This window comes from Methylobacterium carpenticola (assembly GCF_042748905.1).
GTDB classification, from domain to species: Bacteria; Pseudomonadota; Alphaproteobacteria; order Rhizobiales; family Beijerinckiaceae; genus Methylobacterium; species Methylobacterium carpenticola.
In genome coordinates this window covers 4,220,656-4,237,473 of the sequence record NZ_JBHZEO010000001.1, presented here as the reverse complement: position 1 = coordinate 4,237,473, position 16,818 = coordinate 4,220,656, and the positions used below count along the sequence as shown (strand labels likewise).

Below are 16,818 nucleotides of genomic sequence, written 5' to 3'. Positions count from 1 at the left end.
CCCTACTCATCGGCCTCGACGCGCTGGTCAGACCCGCCCGCCGCGGGTGCCTTGTCGACGCCCGGGCCGCTGCTCTGAACGGTCCCCCGTGCCACGTGAGCGGCTGTCTGGTTGCAGTGAGGACCGGCCCGCCATCACGGCAGTGGATCAGAACGCCTGCCCTTGCCGCCGGTGCGACAGATATATTGCATATATGTCCATCTACATAGGATAAATTTGCTTTTTTACCTCGAATATTGACTTTAGCGCGCGCATTACCGAAACCAGCGCAGGTTCTTCGGCGGTCCTCGGAACGATGCGCTGACGTGGATGCGCGGTCGGATGCTGTCGAGTACGACGTCATGGCTGGCGATGGTGATTTTCTTGTATCTGCGATCGCTCCGTGACCGCCGGTTCAGGCAAGTCGGCGGAACTCTCCGCCACATCCGCACGCGTTCACTTGAAAGATTCGATGATGTTCGGTGGCGCTGATCGGCTGCGACGGCCACCAGGATCCAATGGGCCAGGGCCACTGCTGGAGATCCGATCACTCGACGTGCAATTTGCCGGGCACGCCGCAGTGAAATCGTTGGATCTCCACATCGATCCGGGCGAGATGCTGGCCCTGGTGGGCGAGTCCGGATGTGGCAAATCAACCACGGCTCTGGCGATCCTTCGCCTGCTCTCGGCCCAGGCGCGGCTGTCCGGAGCCATCGCCCTCGAAGGCCGCGATCTGCTCACGCTGAAGGAGCGCGACCTCGCGCGCATCCGCGGCAAGGCGGTCTCGATCATCTTTCAGGAGCCGATGACCTCGCTGAACCCGGTGCTCTCCATCGGACGGCAGGTGATGGAGGCGATCACCCTCCACGAGACACGCTCGCCCCGACAGGCGCGGGAGGAGGCGCTGGCGCTCCTCGACCGGGTGCGCTTGCCGGATCCGGTGCGGCGGTTCGACGACTATCCCCACCAGCTTTCCGGCGGCCAGCGCCAGCGGGTGATAATCGCGATGGCGGTGGCCTGCCGGCCGCGCCTCCTGATCGCCGACGAGCCGACGACGGCGCTCGATGTGACGGTGCAGGCGCAGATCCTCCGGCTCATCGACGACCTTCGCCGCGATCTCGGGATGGCGGTCCTGCTCATCACCCATGACCTCGGCGTGGTGGCGCAGTGGGCCGACCGCGTCGCGGTCATGCATGATGGTCGCAAGCTGGAGGAGGGACCGACCCGCACGGTGTTCGCCCGTCCGCGCAGCCTCTACACGCGGGGGCTGCTGGAAGCCTCGCTGCACGGTGGCCAGGCCCTGCATTACCGCACCGCCCGCCTCGCGGAGATCCGTCACCGCGGCGGCGACGTGTTCGAACTGGTCCGCCCGCCCGCCCGCTCCGCGCGGCCGGCGGCCCGGGAACCCGATCAGCCACCCCTGCTCTCGGTCGAGGACCTGCGGATCTCCTATCCGTCGGGCGGCGCGTCGGTACAGGCGGTCCGGGGCGTGACCTTCGCCGTGGCGCGCGGCGAGACGGTCGGGCTGGTGGGCGAGTCGGGCTGCGGCAAGTCCAGCCTGTCGCGCGCCATCGTGCGCCTGACGCCGCCCGAGAGCGGGCGCATCCTGTTCGACGGCGTGGATCTGCTGCCGCTCTCGCGGCGCGCGCTGCTGCCCTGGCGCCGCCGGGTCCAGATGATCTTCCAGGATCCGTACAGTTCGCTCAACCCGCGCCAGCGCGTGGACGACATCCTGGGCCACGCGCTCAGCCTGCACGGAATCGCCGACAGCCTCGAACGGGAACGCCGCATCGGCGCCATCCTGGACGATGTCGGACTTCCCGCCGCGGCGCGCCGCCGGTACCCGCACGAGTTCTCGGGGGGCCAGCGCCAGCGCATCGGGATCGCCCGCGCGCTCGTGCTGCGCCCGGAGCTGGTGATCTGCGACGAGCCGGTCTCCGCCCTCGACGTCTCGGTCCAGGCCCAGATCCTCAACCTGCTCGTCGACCTGAAGGACGCCTACGCGCTCTCCTACCTGTTCATCTCCCACGACCTCGCCGTCATCCGCTACATCGCCGACCGCGTGCTGGTGATGAATGCCGGGCGGATCGTGGAGGCGGGCGCCGTCGAGAGCATCTGGCAATCCCCCCGTCACCCCTACACCCGGACGCTCCTCGGGGCGATTCCGGGCGCTCAACCCATTCCCCTCGATGAACGGCAGTCCGCTCATGCTTGATCCGAAGACCGCGCCGGTAATCCCGCCGGAGGAGATGCGCATCGCGGGACCGAGCGGCGAAGCCCGGCGGACCGACGCGCCGGCGCCCGCCATCGATCGCCGCGCGCTGTTCGGGCTCGGCGGCGCGCTGCTCGCCGGAGGCGTGGTGGGCTCGCTGTTCTCCCGCGAGGCTCTTGCGCTCACCGAGGCGCCACCCGCCACCCTGAACGGCGCGCAACGGGGCGGCACGCTGGATGCGGTGGTCCATCCCGAGCCGCCAACGCTCGCCTACTTCATCAACACCGCCACACCGACCCGCGCCGTCGTCAGCAAGATCTTCGACGGACTCGTGGAGTACGGCCCGGACCTGAAGCCGCGCCCGCAGCTCGCGGAACGGTGGGAGACCTCCGCCGACGGCCTGACCTGGACCTTGACGCTGCGCAAGGGCGCCGTCTGGCACGATGGCACACCCTTCACCTCGGCGGATGTGCGGTTCTCGGCCGAGGTCATCTGGAAGCGCTACGCACCGACGGCCAAGCGCATCTTCCAGCACCTGACCAAGGTCGAGGCGCCGGACGAGCACACGGTGATCCTCACCCTCGCCAAGCCGACGCCGGTGATCATCAACGCGCTCGACGTGGTGGCCGCGCCGATCCTGCCGCGGCACCTCTACGAGGGCACCGACATCCCCAACAACCCTCACAACAACAGCCCCGTCGGCACCGGCCCGTTCGTGTTCAGGGAATGGGCGCGCGGCAGCCACATCCGCCTCGAACGCTTCGACAAGTACTGGCAGCCCGGGCGGCCCTTCCTGGATGGCATCGTCTGGAAGATCATCCCGGACGTGTCGGGCCGGGCCAACGCCCTGGAAACCGGGGTGGCGAAATATGGCGAGCGGAACCCCGTGACCTTCGCGGATGCCGACAGGCTCGCCAAATCGGACAAGCTCGTGGTCAGCAAGGAGGGCTATAACGGCTTCGCCGGCTGGCTGTGGCTGATTCCCAACCTGCGCCATCCGGTGATCGGCAAACTGAAGGTGCGGCAGGCGATCCTGCACGCCATCAACCGGGACCTGCTGGTGAAGACCGTGTGGGGCGGCTATGCGGTGCCGGCCAGCGGCCCCGTCTCGTCCCTGCTCAAGACGTTCTACACGGCCGATACGCCGCAATATCCCTTCGATCGCAAGAAGGCCGAAGCGCTGCTGGACGAGGCCGGCTACCCGAAGCAGGCCGATGGCTGGCGCTTCAAGCTCAACCACGACTTCATTCCCTTCGGCGACGATTACCGCCGCACCGGCGAGTTCGTGCGCCAGTCGCTGCGCGCGGTCGGCATCGACGTGACGCTGCGCGCGCTCGACCTCGCCGCGTGGACCAAGAACGTGTTCACCGACTACAACTTCGATCTCGTCAGTTCCTGGGGCATCAACTGGCAGGATCCGCAGATCGGGGTGGAACAGCACTACTGGTCGAAGGCCGAGGCGAAGGGCACGCCCTGGTTCAACGCGTCCGGCTACGCGAGTCCCGAGGCCGACAAACTCCTGGAGGCGGCTCAGTCGGAGACCGATCCGGCGAGGCGGATCGCGATCTATCGCGATTTCCAGAAACTGGCACAGACGGATCTCGGGCTTCTCAACATCCTGGAGTTCCGCTGGTTCGGCGTCTGGGACGCCCGGCTGCGCAACGTGACCGACACGTTCAACCACAGCCAGAGCAACTTCGCGCAGGTCTGGTTCGAGCAAACCGTCTGAGACGCAATCCGCTTGATCGAAGCGGATTGCGTCTCAGCAAGCCCGCGCGGCGCTTGAGCGAAGCCGATTTCCGCATTGCGAAGCAATCAACCGGAAATCGTATGAGACGCGGTCCGTCCCGGGGACGAGCCCGATCACATTGTCCAGGGAACGGCCGAGGCGGTTCCCGGATCGGAGAATCCGACGTGCTGCTGGCGTTGCTTCGTCGCTTGTTGCAATTGCTGAGTATCGTTCTCGCGATTGCCGTCCTGAACTTCACCCTGCTGAAGTCCCTCCCGGGCGATCTCGTGGACGTGATCGCGAGCGAGAGCGGCAGCGTGACGCCGGACTACGTGGCGGATCTGCGCCGGCTCTACGGGCTCGATCGCCACGTCCTGGAGCAGCTGGTGGCCTATGTGGGGCGGCTGGCCCAGGGCGATCTCGGCTTCTCCTTCCGCTACGGCGAGCCCGTCCTCGGCCTGGTGCTCGACCGGCTGCCGACGACGCTTGCCCTGGTGGGATCGGCGCTGACGCTGTCGGTCGGCATCGGGCTGCTGCTCGGGATCGCTGCGGCCCGCAAACCCCACGGCGTCACCGACACGCTGATCTCGGGCCTGTCGACGCTCGGCTACTCCGCTCCGCTGTTCTGGATCGCGCTGATGCTGATCGTGATGTTCGGTGTGCAGCTCGAATGGCTGCCCATCGGCGGCATCCGCGACGTGAGCGCCCGCTATACCGGCTGGCGGGGCGCCCTCGACGTGGCGCACCATCTCGTCCTGCCGGTCGCCACCCTGTCGATCTACTACGTCGCCGTCTATGCGCGGCTGTCGCGCGCTTCGATGATCGACGTCCTGACCGAGGACTACATCCGGACCGCCCGCGCCAAGGGCGCGCGCGAGGGGCGCGTGATCTTCGGCCACGCCCTGCGCAACGCGGTGCTGCCGGTGCTCACCATGCTCGGCGTGCAGAGCAGCGCCCTGCTCGGCGGATCGATCGTCGTGGAGACCGTGTTCGCATGGCCGGGGCTCGGGCAGCTCTCCTTCGAGGCCATCAAGAGCCGCGATATCCCCGTGCTCCTGGGGGTACTGCTGTTCAGCGCCGTGCTGGTGGTGCTCTCCAACATCCTGGTCGATCTGGTCCAGATGTGGCTCGATCCGCGGGTCCGCCGGCCCCGGACGGCCGCCGCGTCGCAGGCCGATCCCGAGCAGCAAGGAAGACTCGCGTGAGACGCTGGTACCTCCAGCCGTCGATCCTGATCGGCGGCGCCACCCTCCTCGTCGTCGCCGGTGCGGCGCTCCTGGCCGGCACGCTCTATCCGGACGACCCACTGGATATGGTGGGCGCTCCCTTCACATGGCCCGGCACCGAGGCCGCAACGCCCCTCGGCACGGACCTGATGGGGCGCGATCTGCTGGCGGGTCTGATGCACGGCGCCCGCATCTCGCTCCTCGTGGGGCTCTCCTCGGCGATCGTCTCGCTGCTGATCGGCGTCCTGGTGGGGGCGGCGGCCGGATTCTACGGCGGCGGCGTCGACGCGACGCTGACACGCCTGACCGAGCTGTTCCAGACCATCCCGGCCTTCCTGCTGGCGATCATCCTGGTGGCCATCCTCAAGCCGTCGATCGCCACCATCGTCTTCGCCCTCGGTGTGACCTCCTGGACCAGCGTGGCGCGGCTGGTGCGCAGCGAGTTCGCGACCCTGCGCGAGCGGGATTTCGTTCGCGCCAGCATCGCGCTGGGGGCGGGCGACGTCCATCTGATCGTTCGCGAGATCCTGCCGAACGCCTGGACGCCGGTGATCGTGTCGACGGGCCTGCTGGTGGCGAACGCTATCCTCTCCGAGGCCGGGCTGTCGTTCCTCGGCCTCGGCGATCCGAACGTGGTGAGCTGGGGCTCGATGGTGGGGCTCGGCCGCGACGCCCTGCGCACCGGCTGGTACATGACCGCGATCCCGGGCCTCGCCATCGTGCTGACCATCCTGGGCCTCAACCTGCTCAGCGACGCGCTGCACGGCGCCCTGAACCCGCGGCTGCGCCGGAGCCGCGCGTGAGACCCACCGGTACGCGCCGGGCAGAGTTCGGGCGCCCGAAATGCCGGATCCTCGCGCGGACGCGCCGATGAGCGCGCCGCCCGCGGAACGATCTTCTGCGGCTGACCCCGGCCGAGGGAAGTCGTTTCCAAGATCCGGAGAGATTTCGCTCCGCCTCATCCATTGCGCGGTCGCGGCTCCGCGGCGACGATCACGCACCCCAACCGTCAGGCTCAAGACGAATGCCCCCGACCCGTCGTGACGTCCTCTCCGCCGCCGGTGCCGCCGTGCTCGGTGCCGCTATTCCCGCGGCGCGCGCGGCCGCGCCGCGCCGCGGCGGCGTGCTCACCGTGCAGCTCAGCGGCGAGCAGCGCGTTCTCAACCCGGCACTGCGCGCCTCGACGGGCGTCTACGTGGTCACCTCGAAGATCGTCGAGCCGCTGGTCGACCTCGATCGGGAGGGCCGGCCCGCGCCGGTGCTGGCGACGGGCTGGCAGGCCGCCCCGGACGGGCGCAGCGTGACGTTCCGGCTGCGCGAGGGGGTGCGCTGGCACGACGGCAAGCCCTTCACGGCCGCGGACGTGCAGTTCACCGCCCTGGAGATGTGGAAGAAGCACCTCAATTACGGCACGCAGCTCCAGCTCTACCTGGAGGCGGTGGACACGCCCGATCCCCACACCGCCGTGTTCCGATACGCCCGCCCGATGCCCCTCGACCTGCTGCTTCGGGCCCTGTGCGACCTCGGCTACGTGGCCCCGCGTCACGTCTTCGAAGGCACCAGCCTCCTCGACAACCCGGCCAACACCGCGCCGATCGGCACCGGGCCGTTCCGCTTCGTGCGCTACGAGCGCGGACAGTACATCATCGCGGAGCGCAACCCGGATTACTGGCGCGCCGGCTTTCCCTTTCTCGACCGTGTCGTCTGGCGCTTCATCCTCGACAAGGCGGCTGCCGCGGCGGCGCTCGAGACGGGCGAGGTGCAGCTCGCGCCCTACAATGCGCTGGCGCTCGCCGACCTCGACCGGCTGAAGACGGATCCCCGCTTCACCGTGTCGAGCCGCGGGCTGGAGGCCAACGCCTTCAACAACACGCTGGAATTCAACACCCGCCGCAAGGAACTCGCCGACGTGCGGGTGCGCCGGGCGATCGCCCACGCCATCGACGTGCCGTTCTTCATCGAGAACTTCCTGTACGGGCTCGGCAAGCCTGCGACCGGCCCGATCCCGTCCTCCTCGACCGCCTTCTACCTGGACAACCCGCCGCCCTACGCGTTCGACCCGAAGCGCTCCGAGGCGCTCCTCGACGAGGCCGGGTTCCGGCGCGGCGCGGGCGGCACCCGATTCTCCCTGAAGCTCGTGCCGATCATGAACGGCGAGGACGTGCCGCTGTTGGCCACCTTCATCCAGCAGTCGCTGCAGGCGGTCGGCATCCGGGTCGAGATCGTCACGCTCGACATCGCGGGCGCGCTCGCCACCGTCTACCGCGACTGGAACTTCGACCTCGCCACCGGCTGGCACCAGTACCGGGGCGACCCCGCCGTCTCGACCACCGTCTGGTACCGTTCGGGCTCACCGAAGGGCGCGCCCTGGACCAACCAGTACGGCTGGCAGTCGGACGAGGTCGACCGGCTGGTCGACGCGGCCGCGACCGAACTCGACCCGGCCAAGCGCAAGGCCCTCTACGCCGCCTGGGTGAAGGCGGTGAACGACGAGATCCCGGTCTGGATGCTGACCGAACGCAGCTTCCTGTCGGCGACGAGTCGGCGCCTGCACGACGACCACAACACGCCCCGCTGGGGCTCGCAGGACTGGCACGACACCTGGATCGACGCGTGACCTCCGGACTCGGCGGAACGGTCCGATGACCCTGCTGCTCCTCGCCCTGCGCCGGCTCGCCGCGAGCGTGCCGACCCTGCTCATGATCCTGGCGGGCCTGTTCCTGCTGCTGCAGCTGGCGCCCGGGGACACCGTCGACGCGCTGATGGCCCAGATGGGCGGCGGCGACCCTGCGACCGCGGCTCAGCTGCGGCGCCATTACGGGCTCGACCTCACGGCGGCGGCGCAGCTCGGGCGCTACCTCTGGCGCCTCGTCCACCTCGACCTCGGTGAGTCGGCGATCTACGGCAAGCCGGTGGCGACCGTCATCGCCGAGCGGCTGCCCGTGACCCTGTTGCTGATGGGCAGCGCGCTGACGCTCTCGTTTGCCGGCGGCGTCGCACTCGGGATCGTGGCGGCGCGCCGACTCGACCGCTGGCCCGACACGCTGATCTCGACGCTCGGGCTCGTCTTCTACGCCACGCCCTCGTTCTGGTTCGGGCTGATGGGGATCGTGCTGTTCTCGATCCGGCTCGGCTGGCTGCCGGCGGGCGGCTTCGAGGAGGTGGGGAGCGGACTCGCCGGCCTCAGCCGCGCTCTCGACGTCGCGCGCCACCTGGTCCTGCCCGCGCTCACCCTCGCGCTGGTGTTCCTCGCCACCTACCTGCGCATCATGCGCGCCGCGATGCTGGAGGTGATGGGCCTCGACTTCGTGCGCACCGCCCGCGCCAAGGGCCTCGGCGAGACCGGCATCGTGATCCGCCACGCCCTGCGCAACGCGCTCCTGCCGATGGTGACCCTGGTCGGCCTGCAGGCCGGTACCATGCTGGGCGGATCCGTGGTGGTCGAGAGCGTCTTCGCGCTGCCCGGCCTCGGCCGCCTCGCCTACGAATCCGTCGTTCAGCGCGACCTCAACACGCTGCTCGGCATCGTCTTCGTCTCGGCACTGCTCGTCGTGGCGGTCAACTTCGCGGTCGACCTCGTCTACGGCTGGCTCGATCCGCGCATCTCCGCGGGAAGCCGCGCATGACGCTGCTGCGGGCCTACCTGCGCAACCCGGCCGCCGCGCTGGGCCTCGTCCTGCTCATCGCCGTGATCGCGGCGGCCCTCGTCGCGCCATTCCTGTTCCCGAAGGATCCGCTCGGCCTCGCCGGGCGCCCGCTGCAATGGCCCTTCGCCAACCCGAAGCTGTGGCTCGGCACCGATCCGAGCGGACGCGACATCGCCGCCCAGATCTTCCATGGCGCCCGGATCTCCCTGCTGATCGGCGGGGCGGCGACACTGATCGCGGTGGCGATCGGCATCGCGGTCGGGGCGGTGGCAGGCTATTACGGCGGTCTCGTCGACGAGGGGCTGATGCGCGTCACCGAGGCGTTTCAGACTCTGCCGAGCTTTCTGCTGCTCCTGGTGCTGGTGGCCGTGTTCGGCTCGCGGATCACCACCGTCACGGTAGCGATCGGTCTCGTCTCCTGGCCGTCGGTGGCCCGGCTCACCCGGGCCGAGGTGCTGTCCCTGCGCGGGCGCGACTTCGTGCAGGCCTGCCGAGGGCTCGGCATGGGCGACGCCCGGATCATCCTGCGCGAGATCCTGCCAAACGCCCTGCCGCCGGTGATCGTCTACGCCAGCGTCGTGATGGCGGTGGCGATCCTGTTGGAGAGCGCCCTCGCCTTCCTCAACCTGTCGGACCCGAACGTCGCCTCCTGGGGCAACCTGATCGGGGCGGGACGCGGGGTGCTGCGCACACAATGGTACGTGTCGGCGCTTCCGGGCGTCGCGATCCTGCTCACGGTGCTGGGCGTTTCCCTGGTCGGCCAGGGCCTCAACGACGCCCTCAACCCGCGCCTGCGGCGGGTGCGGCCGTGACGCTGCTCAGCGTCGAGGCCCTCTCGGTGCGGCTGCCCGCCGGGGCCGACCGCAGTCGCGCGCTCGACGGCGTCTCTCTCTCCGTAGCGCCGGGCGAGATCCTCTGCGTGGTCGGCGAGAGCGGCTCAGGCAAGTCGATGCTCGCCGCCGCGGTGATGCGCCTGCTGCCGCCCGGCGTGGCGGCGGAGGGCGGGCGCGTGCTGTTCGGCGGCCGCGACCTGCTGGCGATACCGGAGGCCGACATGCGCCGGATCCGGGGGGCCGCGGTCGCCATGGTGTTCCAGGAGCCGATGACGGCGCTCAACCCCCTGCGCCGCGCGGGCGACCAGATCGCCGAGGTGTTCCGCGTCCACGCGCGCCTTTCTGGTGCGGAGATCCGCGCCCGCACCCGCGCGCTCCTCGACGAGGTGCGCCTGTCCGATCCCGACCGGGTGCTGGCCGCCTACCCGCACGAGTTGTCGGGCGGGCAGCGCCAGCGTGTGATGATCGCCATGGCCCTCGCCCTGGAGCCGGCGCTTCTGATCGCCGACGAGCCGACCACCGCCCTCGACGTGACCACGCAGGGGCGGATCCTGGAGCTGATCCGCGCCATCCAGCGGCGGCGCGGCATGGGCGTCCTGTTCATCACCCACGATTTCGGCGTCGTCGCGCAGATCGCCGACCGGGTCGCAGTGATGCGGGGCGGGCGACTCGTCGAGACCGGCCCGGCCGAGGCGGTGTTGAACCGCCCGCACCATGCCTACACCCGGGCGCTGATCGCTGCGGTGCCCGCGCTCACCCCGCGCCCGGGCCGCCACGCCGCCGATGGGCCGCCCGCGCTGCGCCTGCGTGGCGTCTCGAAGACCTACCGGGGCGGCTGGCTCGGCCGCGGCCGCGCGACCGCGGCCCTGCGCGCGGTCGGGCTCGACCTGCCCCGCGGCACGACGCTGGGCCTCGTCGGCGAGAGCGGCTCGGGCAAGTCGACGCTCGCCCGCTGCATCGTGCGGTTGCTCGACCCCGATGCCGGGGAGATCCGGCTCGGGTACACCGACCTCGCCGGCCTATCGCGCCGGGCGATGCGGCGCGAGGCCCACCGCGTGCAGATGGTGTTCCAGGACCCCTTCGCCTCGCTCAACCCGCGCCGCACGGCCGGCGAGCTCGTGGCGCAGGGACCCCGCCTGCGCGGTCTGCCGCGCGCCGCGGCGCTCGACCGGGCGCGCGCGCTGTTCACCCTCGTCGGCCTCGACCCGGCCGCGGTCGACCGCCTCCCGCACGAATTCTCGGGGGGACAGCGCCAGCGCATCGGGCTCGCCCGCGCGCTCGCCGTCGAGCCCGAACTGCTGATCGCCGACGAGCCGGTCTCGGCCCTCGACGTCTCGGTGCAGGCGCAGGTGCTCGCCCTGCTCGACGACCTGCGGGCGCGTCTCGGTCTCTCGATGCTGTTCATCACCCACGACCTGCGCGTCGCCGCCCGGATCTGCGACCGCATCGCCGTGATGAAGGACGGGGCCGTGGTCGAGACGGGAGACACCGCCGCCGTCTTCGCGGCCCCACAGCACCCCTACACCCGCGCGCTCCTCGCCGCCGTCCCGGGGCGAGGCTGGAACCCGGCCGGCCCGGCGACGGTCCCGGCTGCCTGATGCGGTCGCGACCGCCCGGACGCGGTCCGGACCGCCAGAGAGGATCACCCCATGACGCTCTCCCTCGACCACCTCGTGATCGCGGTCGCCGACCTCGACCGGGCCTTCGCCGACTACGCGGCGCTGGGATTCACGGTCATCCGCGGCGGCGAGCACCAGAACGGCATCACCCACAACGTGCTGGTGGTGCTTCAGGACGGCGCCTACCTCGAACTCATCGCCTTCCGGCGCCCCGATCCGGGAAACCGCTGGTCCGAGGTCTTTCACCGGGCGGGCGAGGGCTTCCTCGACCACGCGCTCCTGCCCGACGACATCGACGCCGTCGTGGCCGCCGCGCAGGGACGCGGCCTCGACATCGCCGACCCGGTGGCGGGCGGCCGCCACCGCCCGGACGGGGCCCGGCTCGACTGGAAGACGGCGCGCTCGCCGGGATCCGACGTCCCGTTCCTGTGCGGCGACGTCACGCCCCGGGCGCTGCGGGTGCAGGAGGGCGCGGTGCGGCACCATCCGAATGGGGTCACGGGCGTCGCCTCCGTCACCGTGGCGGTGCGGGACGTCGAGGCCGCGCGGGCGCGCTACGCGGCGCTGCTCGGCGCGGGCGCCGCGGCGGCGATCCGCGAGGAGGTCGTGGCCGGCACGCGCGCCAGGACGGCGACGCTGACGCTCGGCGGGGGCACGACCGTCACCCTGGCGAGCCCGGCCTCGGCGGAGGGCGATTTGGCCGCGGCGCTGGCGTCCCGCGGCGAGGGGCCGTTCGCCGCGATCTTCCGCGGCCCCGCGGGGAGCGGCGCCCTCGATCCGGCGCTGACACACGGCGCCCGGCTGTCGATCGCCCGGGGCGCATGATCTGGACGGCTTCACCCTCGTCCGCACGGTGATGCCGGAATCGCTCGGCGCGGTGGTCGACCGTCTCGTCCCCGACCCGCAGTCCCGCGTCGCCTTCAAGGCCGCCTATCGCGACGGGACCTTGCGGGAGAAGCTGTTCCCGACCGGCTCCGCGCGCCTGTCCGTCCGGCATCCTGGCGCCGGATCGCGGAAGCCTGGTTCGACAGCATCGAGGCAGCGCTCTCGGTGACGGGTTCGGGAGGCTCGGCCGCCATCGTCGCCAAGGACGACGAGAACTTCCTCGACCGCTCGAAGACGGTCGTGATGGTCTCGACCGAAGAGGTCGACGACCGGCGCTGAGCTGCCGCCTGCCCGGTCCTTCGGTGTCCGACCGCCGGGGACCGGCAAGGCCCCGCCGGGGCGTCGCCCCGGGGGAGCGCGCCCCCGCACGTGCGCCACCGCACAGCCGGCGGACGGAGGCGTTGACCGGCCGCGTCCGGCCAAATAGATGATGACCATCATATTAAAGCGCGCCGACCACGGAGACGGGCGATGGATGCGAAGGTGATCCTGGTGCTTGCACCCCTGGCCGTGGCGGCCTGCTCCCCTGCCGAGACGGCGGCGCCCCCGGCACCGCCGCTCGTCCAGACCGTCCAGGTTCGCGCCGGCGACGGCGGCCTCGCCCGCTACACCGGCGTGATCCGGGCCCGCACCGAGAGCAACCTCGGCTTCCGCGTCGCTGGCAAGATCTTCGAGCGCCTCGTCGACCCGGGCGACCGGGTGAAGCGCGGCCAGCCGCTCATGCGGCTCGACAGGACCGACTTCGCCCTCGCCTTGAACTCCGCCAAGGCCGCGGTCGAGGCTGCCCGCGCGCAGATGCTCAAGACGCGCGCCGACGAGGAGCGCAGCCGCAAGCTCGTCGGCGAGGGTTGGACCTCCCGCCAGACCTACGACCAGAACAAGGCCGCCGCCGACGCGGCCGCCGCCCAACTCGCCGCGGCCGAGGCGCAGGCGGGCCAGATCGAGAACCAAGCCGGCTACTCCGAATTGCAGGCCGATGCCGACGGCGTCGTGATGGACGTGCCGGCGGAGCCCGGACAGGTCGTCGCCGCCGGGCAGACCGTCGTGCGCCTCGCCCGGGACGGCGCCCGCGAGGCCGAGGTTTTCCTGCCCGAGGGCAGCGAGCGCACCGCCCGGTCCGAGGCCCAGGCGACGCTCTACGCCGACGCGGAGGGCGTGACCTATCCGGCGCGGCTGCGCGAGCTCTCCGCCATGGCGGACCCCGCCACCCGCACCTACCGCGCCCGCTACATCCTCTCCGGCGGCGGCGAGGCCGCCCCCCTCGGGGCGACCGTCACGCTCCAGCTCAAGCTGACCGATTCCCGGCGCGCCGGCTCGGTCGCGGTGCCGCTGGGTGCCCTGTTCGACGACGGGCACGGCTCGGCCGTGTGGCGCCTCGACGGGGACACCGACACCGTCTCCGCCCAGCCGGTCACCGTCGCGCGCATGGGCGAGGAGAGCGCCGACGTGATCTCCGGCCTGGGTGCGGGCGACCGGATCGTGTCGCTCGGCGCGCACCTGCTCAAGGCGGGCCAGAAGGTCCGTGTCGCTCCTCTCAGCCTGACGGGGATCGTCCGATGACCGGCTTCAACCTCTCTGCGCTCGCGGTCCGCGAGCGGGCGGTCACGCTCTACCTCCTCGTCGCCGTGGCGGCGGCCGGCCTCTTCGCCTTCGAGAAGCTCGGGCGCGCCGAGGACCCGACCTTCACGGTGAAGACGATGACCGTCGCGGCCGCCTGGCCCGGCGCCACCACGGGCGAGATCCAGCGCCAGGTGGCCGACCCGCTGGAGAAGCGCCTTCAGGAGCTGGCCTACTACGACCGCGTCGAGACGACGGTCCGGCCCGGCCTGATGCTGATGAAGGTCTACCTGAAGGATCAGATGCCGCCGGCGCGGCTGCAGGAGGAGTTCTACCAGGCGCGCAAGAAGCTCTCCGATCAGGCCTCGACCCTGCCCCGCGGGGTGATGGGCCCGCTGTTCAACGACGAGTTCTCGGACGTCTACTTCGCCCTCTATGCGCTCCAGGCCCGCGGCCTGCCGCACCGGGAACTCGTGCTGCGCGCCGAGGACCTGCGCCAGCGCCTGCTGCGGGTGGCCGGCGTCGAGAAGATCAACATCCTCGGCGAGCAGGCCCAGAAGATCTTCGTCGAGGTCTCCTACCAGCGCCTCGCGACCCTCGGCATCACCGGCCAGCAGCTCCTGACGGCGCTCGCCAACCAGAACGACGTGACCCCGGCCGGCTTCGTCGAGACCGCGGGCCCCCGCGTCTACTTGCGCCTCGACGGCGCCATCGACAGCCTCGACGTCCTGCGCGACCTGCCGGTCGCGGCGGGCGAGCGCAGCCTCAAGCTCGGCGACATCGCGGAGGTGAAGCGCGGCTACGAGGACCCCAAGACCTTCGCGATCCGCAACGACGGCGAGCCGGCCCTGATGCTGGGCCTCGTGATGAAGCCCGGCTATAACGGGCTCAACCTCGGCGAGACGCTCAACGCCGAGGAGGCGGCGATCCACCGGGAACTCCCCACCGGCATCACCTTTGCCAAGATCACCGATCAGGCGAAGGTCATCGACGACGCCATCCATGAATTCATGGTGAAGTTCTTCACCGCCCTCTCGGTCGTCATCGTGGTCAGCCTCCTGACGCTCGGCTTCCGGGTCGGCATCGTGGTGGCGCTCGCGGTGCCGCTCACCCTCTCGGCCGTCTTCGTCGTGATGATGCTGACCGGGCGCGACTTCGACCGCATCACGCTCGGCGCCCTGATCCTGTCGCTCGGGCTGCTCGTCGACGACGCGATCATCGCGATCGAGATGATGGTGGTGCGCATGGAGGAGGGCGCGGACCGGATCGCGGCCGCGACCTACGCCTGGAGCGCGACCGCCGCCCCGATGCTCACCGGCACCCTCGTCACCATTGCGGGCTTCCTGCCGATCGGCTTCGCACGCTCCTCGGCCGGCGAGTACGCGGGCAACATCTTCTGGGTCGTGGGCTTCTCGCTGATCGTGTCCTGGGTCGTGGCGGTCACCTTCACGCCCTATCTCGGCGTCAAGCTCCTGCCCGACATCAAGAAGAAGGCCGGCGGCCACGACGCGATCTACGCCACGCCGAACTACCGGCGCCTGCGTCGGCTCGTGCGTCTGTCGGTGAACCACAAGTGGCTCGCCGCCGGGATCACGGTCGGGCTGTTCGCCCTCGCGGTGGTCGGGATGGGCAAGCTGGAACAGCAGTTCTTCCCGAACTCCGAGCGCGCCGAGCTCATCGTCGAGGTGACGCTGCCGATCGGCTCGGCCTTCGCCGCCACGGAGGCGACCGTCCGGAAGGTCGAGGCGGCCGTGCGCGAGCAGCCCGAGGCGCGGGCCATCACCAGCTACGTCGGCCAGGGCATGCCTCGCTTCGTCCTCTCCTTCGATCCCGAACTGCCCGACCCCGCCTTCGCGCAGATCGTGGTCCAGACTGACGGCAGCGCCGCCCGCGACGTGCTCCGGGTCAAGCTGCGCAGGCTCGTGGACGAGGGCCGCTTTCCCGAAGCCCGGGTGCGCGTCCTGCAGATCGTGTTCGGACCGCCGATCCGCTTCCCGGTCGCCTTCCGGGTCGTCGGGCCGGACATCGACGTCATTCGCGGCATCGCCGGGCAGGTGCGCGACGTCATGCTCGCGAACCCGAACATGCGCCTCGTCCACCTCGACTGGGGCAACAGGACCCCAAGCCTGCACCTCGCCCTCGACCAGGAGCGGCTGCGCCTGATCGGCCTCACCCCGAAGGAGGCCGGCCTGCAGCTCCAGAGCCTGCTCAACGGCACGCCGGCCACCCAGGTGCGCGAGAACCTGCGCACGGTCGACGTCCTGCTGCGCAGTCCGGGGCCCGAGCGGCGCTCGCTCGGCGAGATCGCCGACATGACGCTGGCGACCAAGGACGGGCGGCAGGTGCCGGTCTCCCAGGTCGCCCGTCTGGAGAGCCGAACCGAGGACGCGGTGCTCAAGCGGTACAATCGGGAGAGCTACATCCGGGTCCAGGGCGACGTGCTCGACGGCAAGCAGCCGCCGGACGTCACGATGCAGATCCTGCCGCAGCTCGAAGCCCTCAAGGCGAAGCTGCCGCCGGGCTACCGCATCGACACGGCCGGCGCCGTGGAGGAGAGCGCCAAGGCGATGACGGCGCTGGTCTCGATCTTCCCGCTGATGCTGATCGTGACGCTCACCGTGATCATGCTGCAGGTGCGGTCGTTCTCGACCATGTTCATGGTGTTCGCGACCGCCCCGCTGGGGCTCGTGGGCGCCGTGCCGACCCTGCTGGTCTTCCATCAGCCCTTCGGCTTCAACGCGATCCTCGGCCTGATCGGGCTGTCGGGCATCCTGATGCGAAACACCCTGATCCTCGTCGACCAGATCCACCACGACCGGGATGCGGGCCTCTCGGACTACGACGCCATCGTCGAATCGACCGTGCGGCGCGCCCGGCCGGTCATCCTGACCGCGGCGGCGGCGATGCTGGCCTTCATCCCGCTGACGCACTCGGTGTTCTGGGGCGCCCTGGCCTACGTCCTCATCGGCGGCGTCGGGGTGGGCACCCTGCTCACCCTGCTGTTCCTGCCGGCGCTCTACGCCCTCTGGTTCCGCGTGAGGCGCCCGCCGGTGGCGATCGCCGCCCAGGGGGTCGACGGGGTTTTGGCCGGTGCGGCTCATCCCTAGGACGGCAGGCGCGCCGCACGCGGC

Annotated in this window: 12 protein-coding genes; all 12 read left to right on the top strand. The window is 70.5% G+C overall.

Features of this window, described 5'->3' with window-relative positions; translation table 11 throughout:
• Positions 1 to 451 precede the first annotated feature (451 nt).
• A complete protein-coding gene (locus ACE101_RS19820; protein ID WP_379133058.1) occupies positions 452 to 2,194 on the top strand; it encodes an ABC transporter ATP-binding protein in 1,743 nt (580 codons plus the stop codon).
• On the top strand, positions 2,187 to 3,920 hold the full coding sequence (locus ACE101_RS19815) for an ABC transporter substrate-binding protein (protein WP_379133055.1): 1,734 nt from the start codon (positions 2,187 to 2,189) through the stop codon (positions 3,918 to 3,920). The genes ACE101_RS19820 and ACE101_RS19815 overlap by 8 nt, the downstream gene beginning before the upstream one ends.
• Positions 3,921 to 4,105: 185 nt before the next feature.
• The gene (locus ACE101_RS19810; RefSeq protein WP_379133052.1) at positions 4,106 to 5,125 is read left to right on the top strand and encodes an ABC transporter permease; all 1,020 of its coding nucleotides are present in this window, start codon (positions 4,106 to 4,108) and stop codon (positions 5,123 to 5,125) included.
• Positions 5,122 to 5,949 (top strand): ABC transporter permease, encoded by an 828-nt coding sequence (locus ACE101_RS19805; RefSeq protein WP_379133049.1) that lies wholly within the window; start codon positions 5,122 to 5,124, stop codon positions 5,947 to 5,949. The genes ACE101_RS19810 and ACE101_RS19805 overlap by 4 nt, the downstream gene beginning before the upstream one ends.
• Before the next feature lie 221 nt (positions 5,950 to 6,170).
• Positions 6,171 to 7,763: an ABC transporter substrate-binding protein gene (locus tag ACE101_RS19800; protein ID WP_379133046.1), complete on the top strand. Its 1,593-nt coding sequence runs from the start codon at positions 6,171 to 6,173 to the stop codon at positions 7,761 to 7,763.
• A gap of 25 nt (positions 7,764 to 7,788) precedes the next feature.
• The gene (locus ACE101_RS19795; protein ID WP_379133043.1) at positions 7,789 to 8,772 is read left to right on the top strand and encodes an ABC transporter permease; all 984 of its coding nucleotides are present in this window, start codon (positions 7,789 to 7,791) and stop codon (positions 8,770 to 8,772) included.
• The gene (locus ACE101_RS19790; RefSeq protein WP_379133040.1) at positions 8,769 to 9,605 is read left to right on the top strand and encodes an ABC transporter permease; all 837 of its coding nucleotides are present in this window, start codon (positions 8,769 to 8,771) and stop codon (positions 9,603 to 9,605) included. The genes ACE101_RS19795 and ACE101_RS19790 overlap by 4 nt, the downstream gene beginning before the upstream one ends.
• Positions 9,602 to 11,224, top strand: coding sequence for an ABC transporter ATP-binding protein (locus ACE101_RS19785; RefSeq protein WP_379133037.1), 1,623 nt, complete (start codon positions 9,602 to 9,604; stop codon positions 11,222 to 11,224). Before ACE101_RS19790 ends, ACE101_RS19785 begins: the two co-directional genes overlap by 4 nt.
• A gap of 51 nt (positions 11,225 to 11,275) precedes the next feature.
• Positions 11,276 to 12,070, top strand: a complete 795-nt coding sequence (locus ACE101_RS19780; RefSeq protein WP_379133034.1) for a VOC family protein — start codon at positions 11,276 to 11,278, stop codon at positions 12,068 to 12,070.
• Positions 12,071 to 12,109: 39 nt separating this feature from the next.
• The gene (locus ACE101_RS19775; protein ID WP_379138805.1) at positions 12,110 to 12,409 is read left to right on the top strand and encodes an EthD domain-containing protein; all 300 of its coding nucleotides are present in this window, start codon (positions 12,110 to 12,112) and stop codon (positions 12,407 to 12,409) included.
• A gap of 192 nt (positions 12,410 to 12,601) precedes the next feature.
• On the top strand, positions 12,602 to 13,690 hold the full coding sequence (locus ACE101_RS19770) for an efflux RND transporter periplasmic adaptor subunit (protein ID WP_379133031.1): 1,089 nt from the start codon (positions 12,602 to 12,604) through the stop codon (positions 13,688 to 13,690).
• The gene (locus tag ACE101_RS19765) at positions 13,687 to 16,794 is read left to right on the top strand and encodes an efflux RND transporter permease subunit (RefSeq protein ID WP_379133029.1); all 3,108 of its coding nucleotides are present in this window, start codon (positions 13,687 to 13,689) and stop codon (positions 16,792 to 16,794) included. Before ACE101_RS19770 ends, ACE101_RS19765 begins: the two co-directional genes overlap by 4 nt.
• The last annotated feature ends 24 nt before the right edge of the window (positions 16,795 to 16,818 follow it).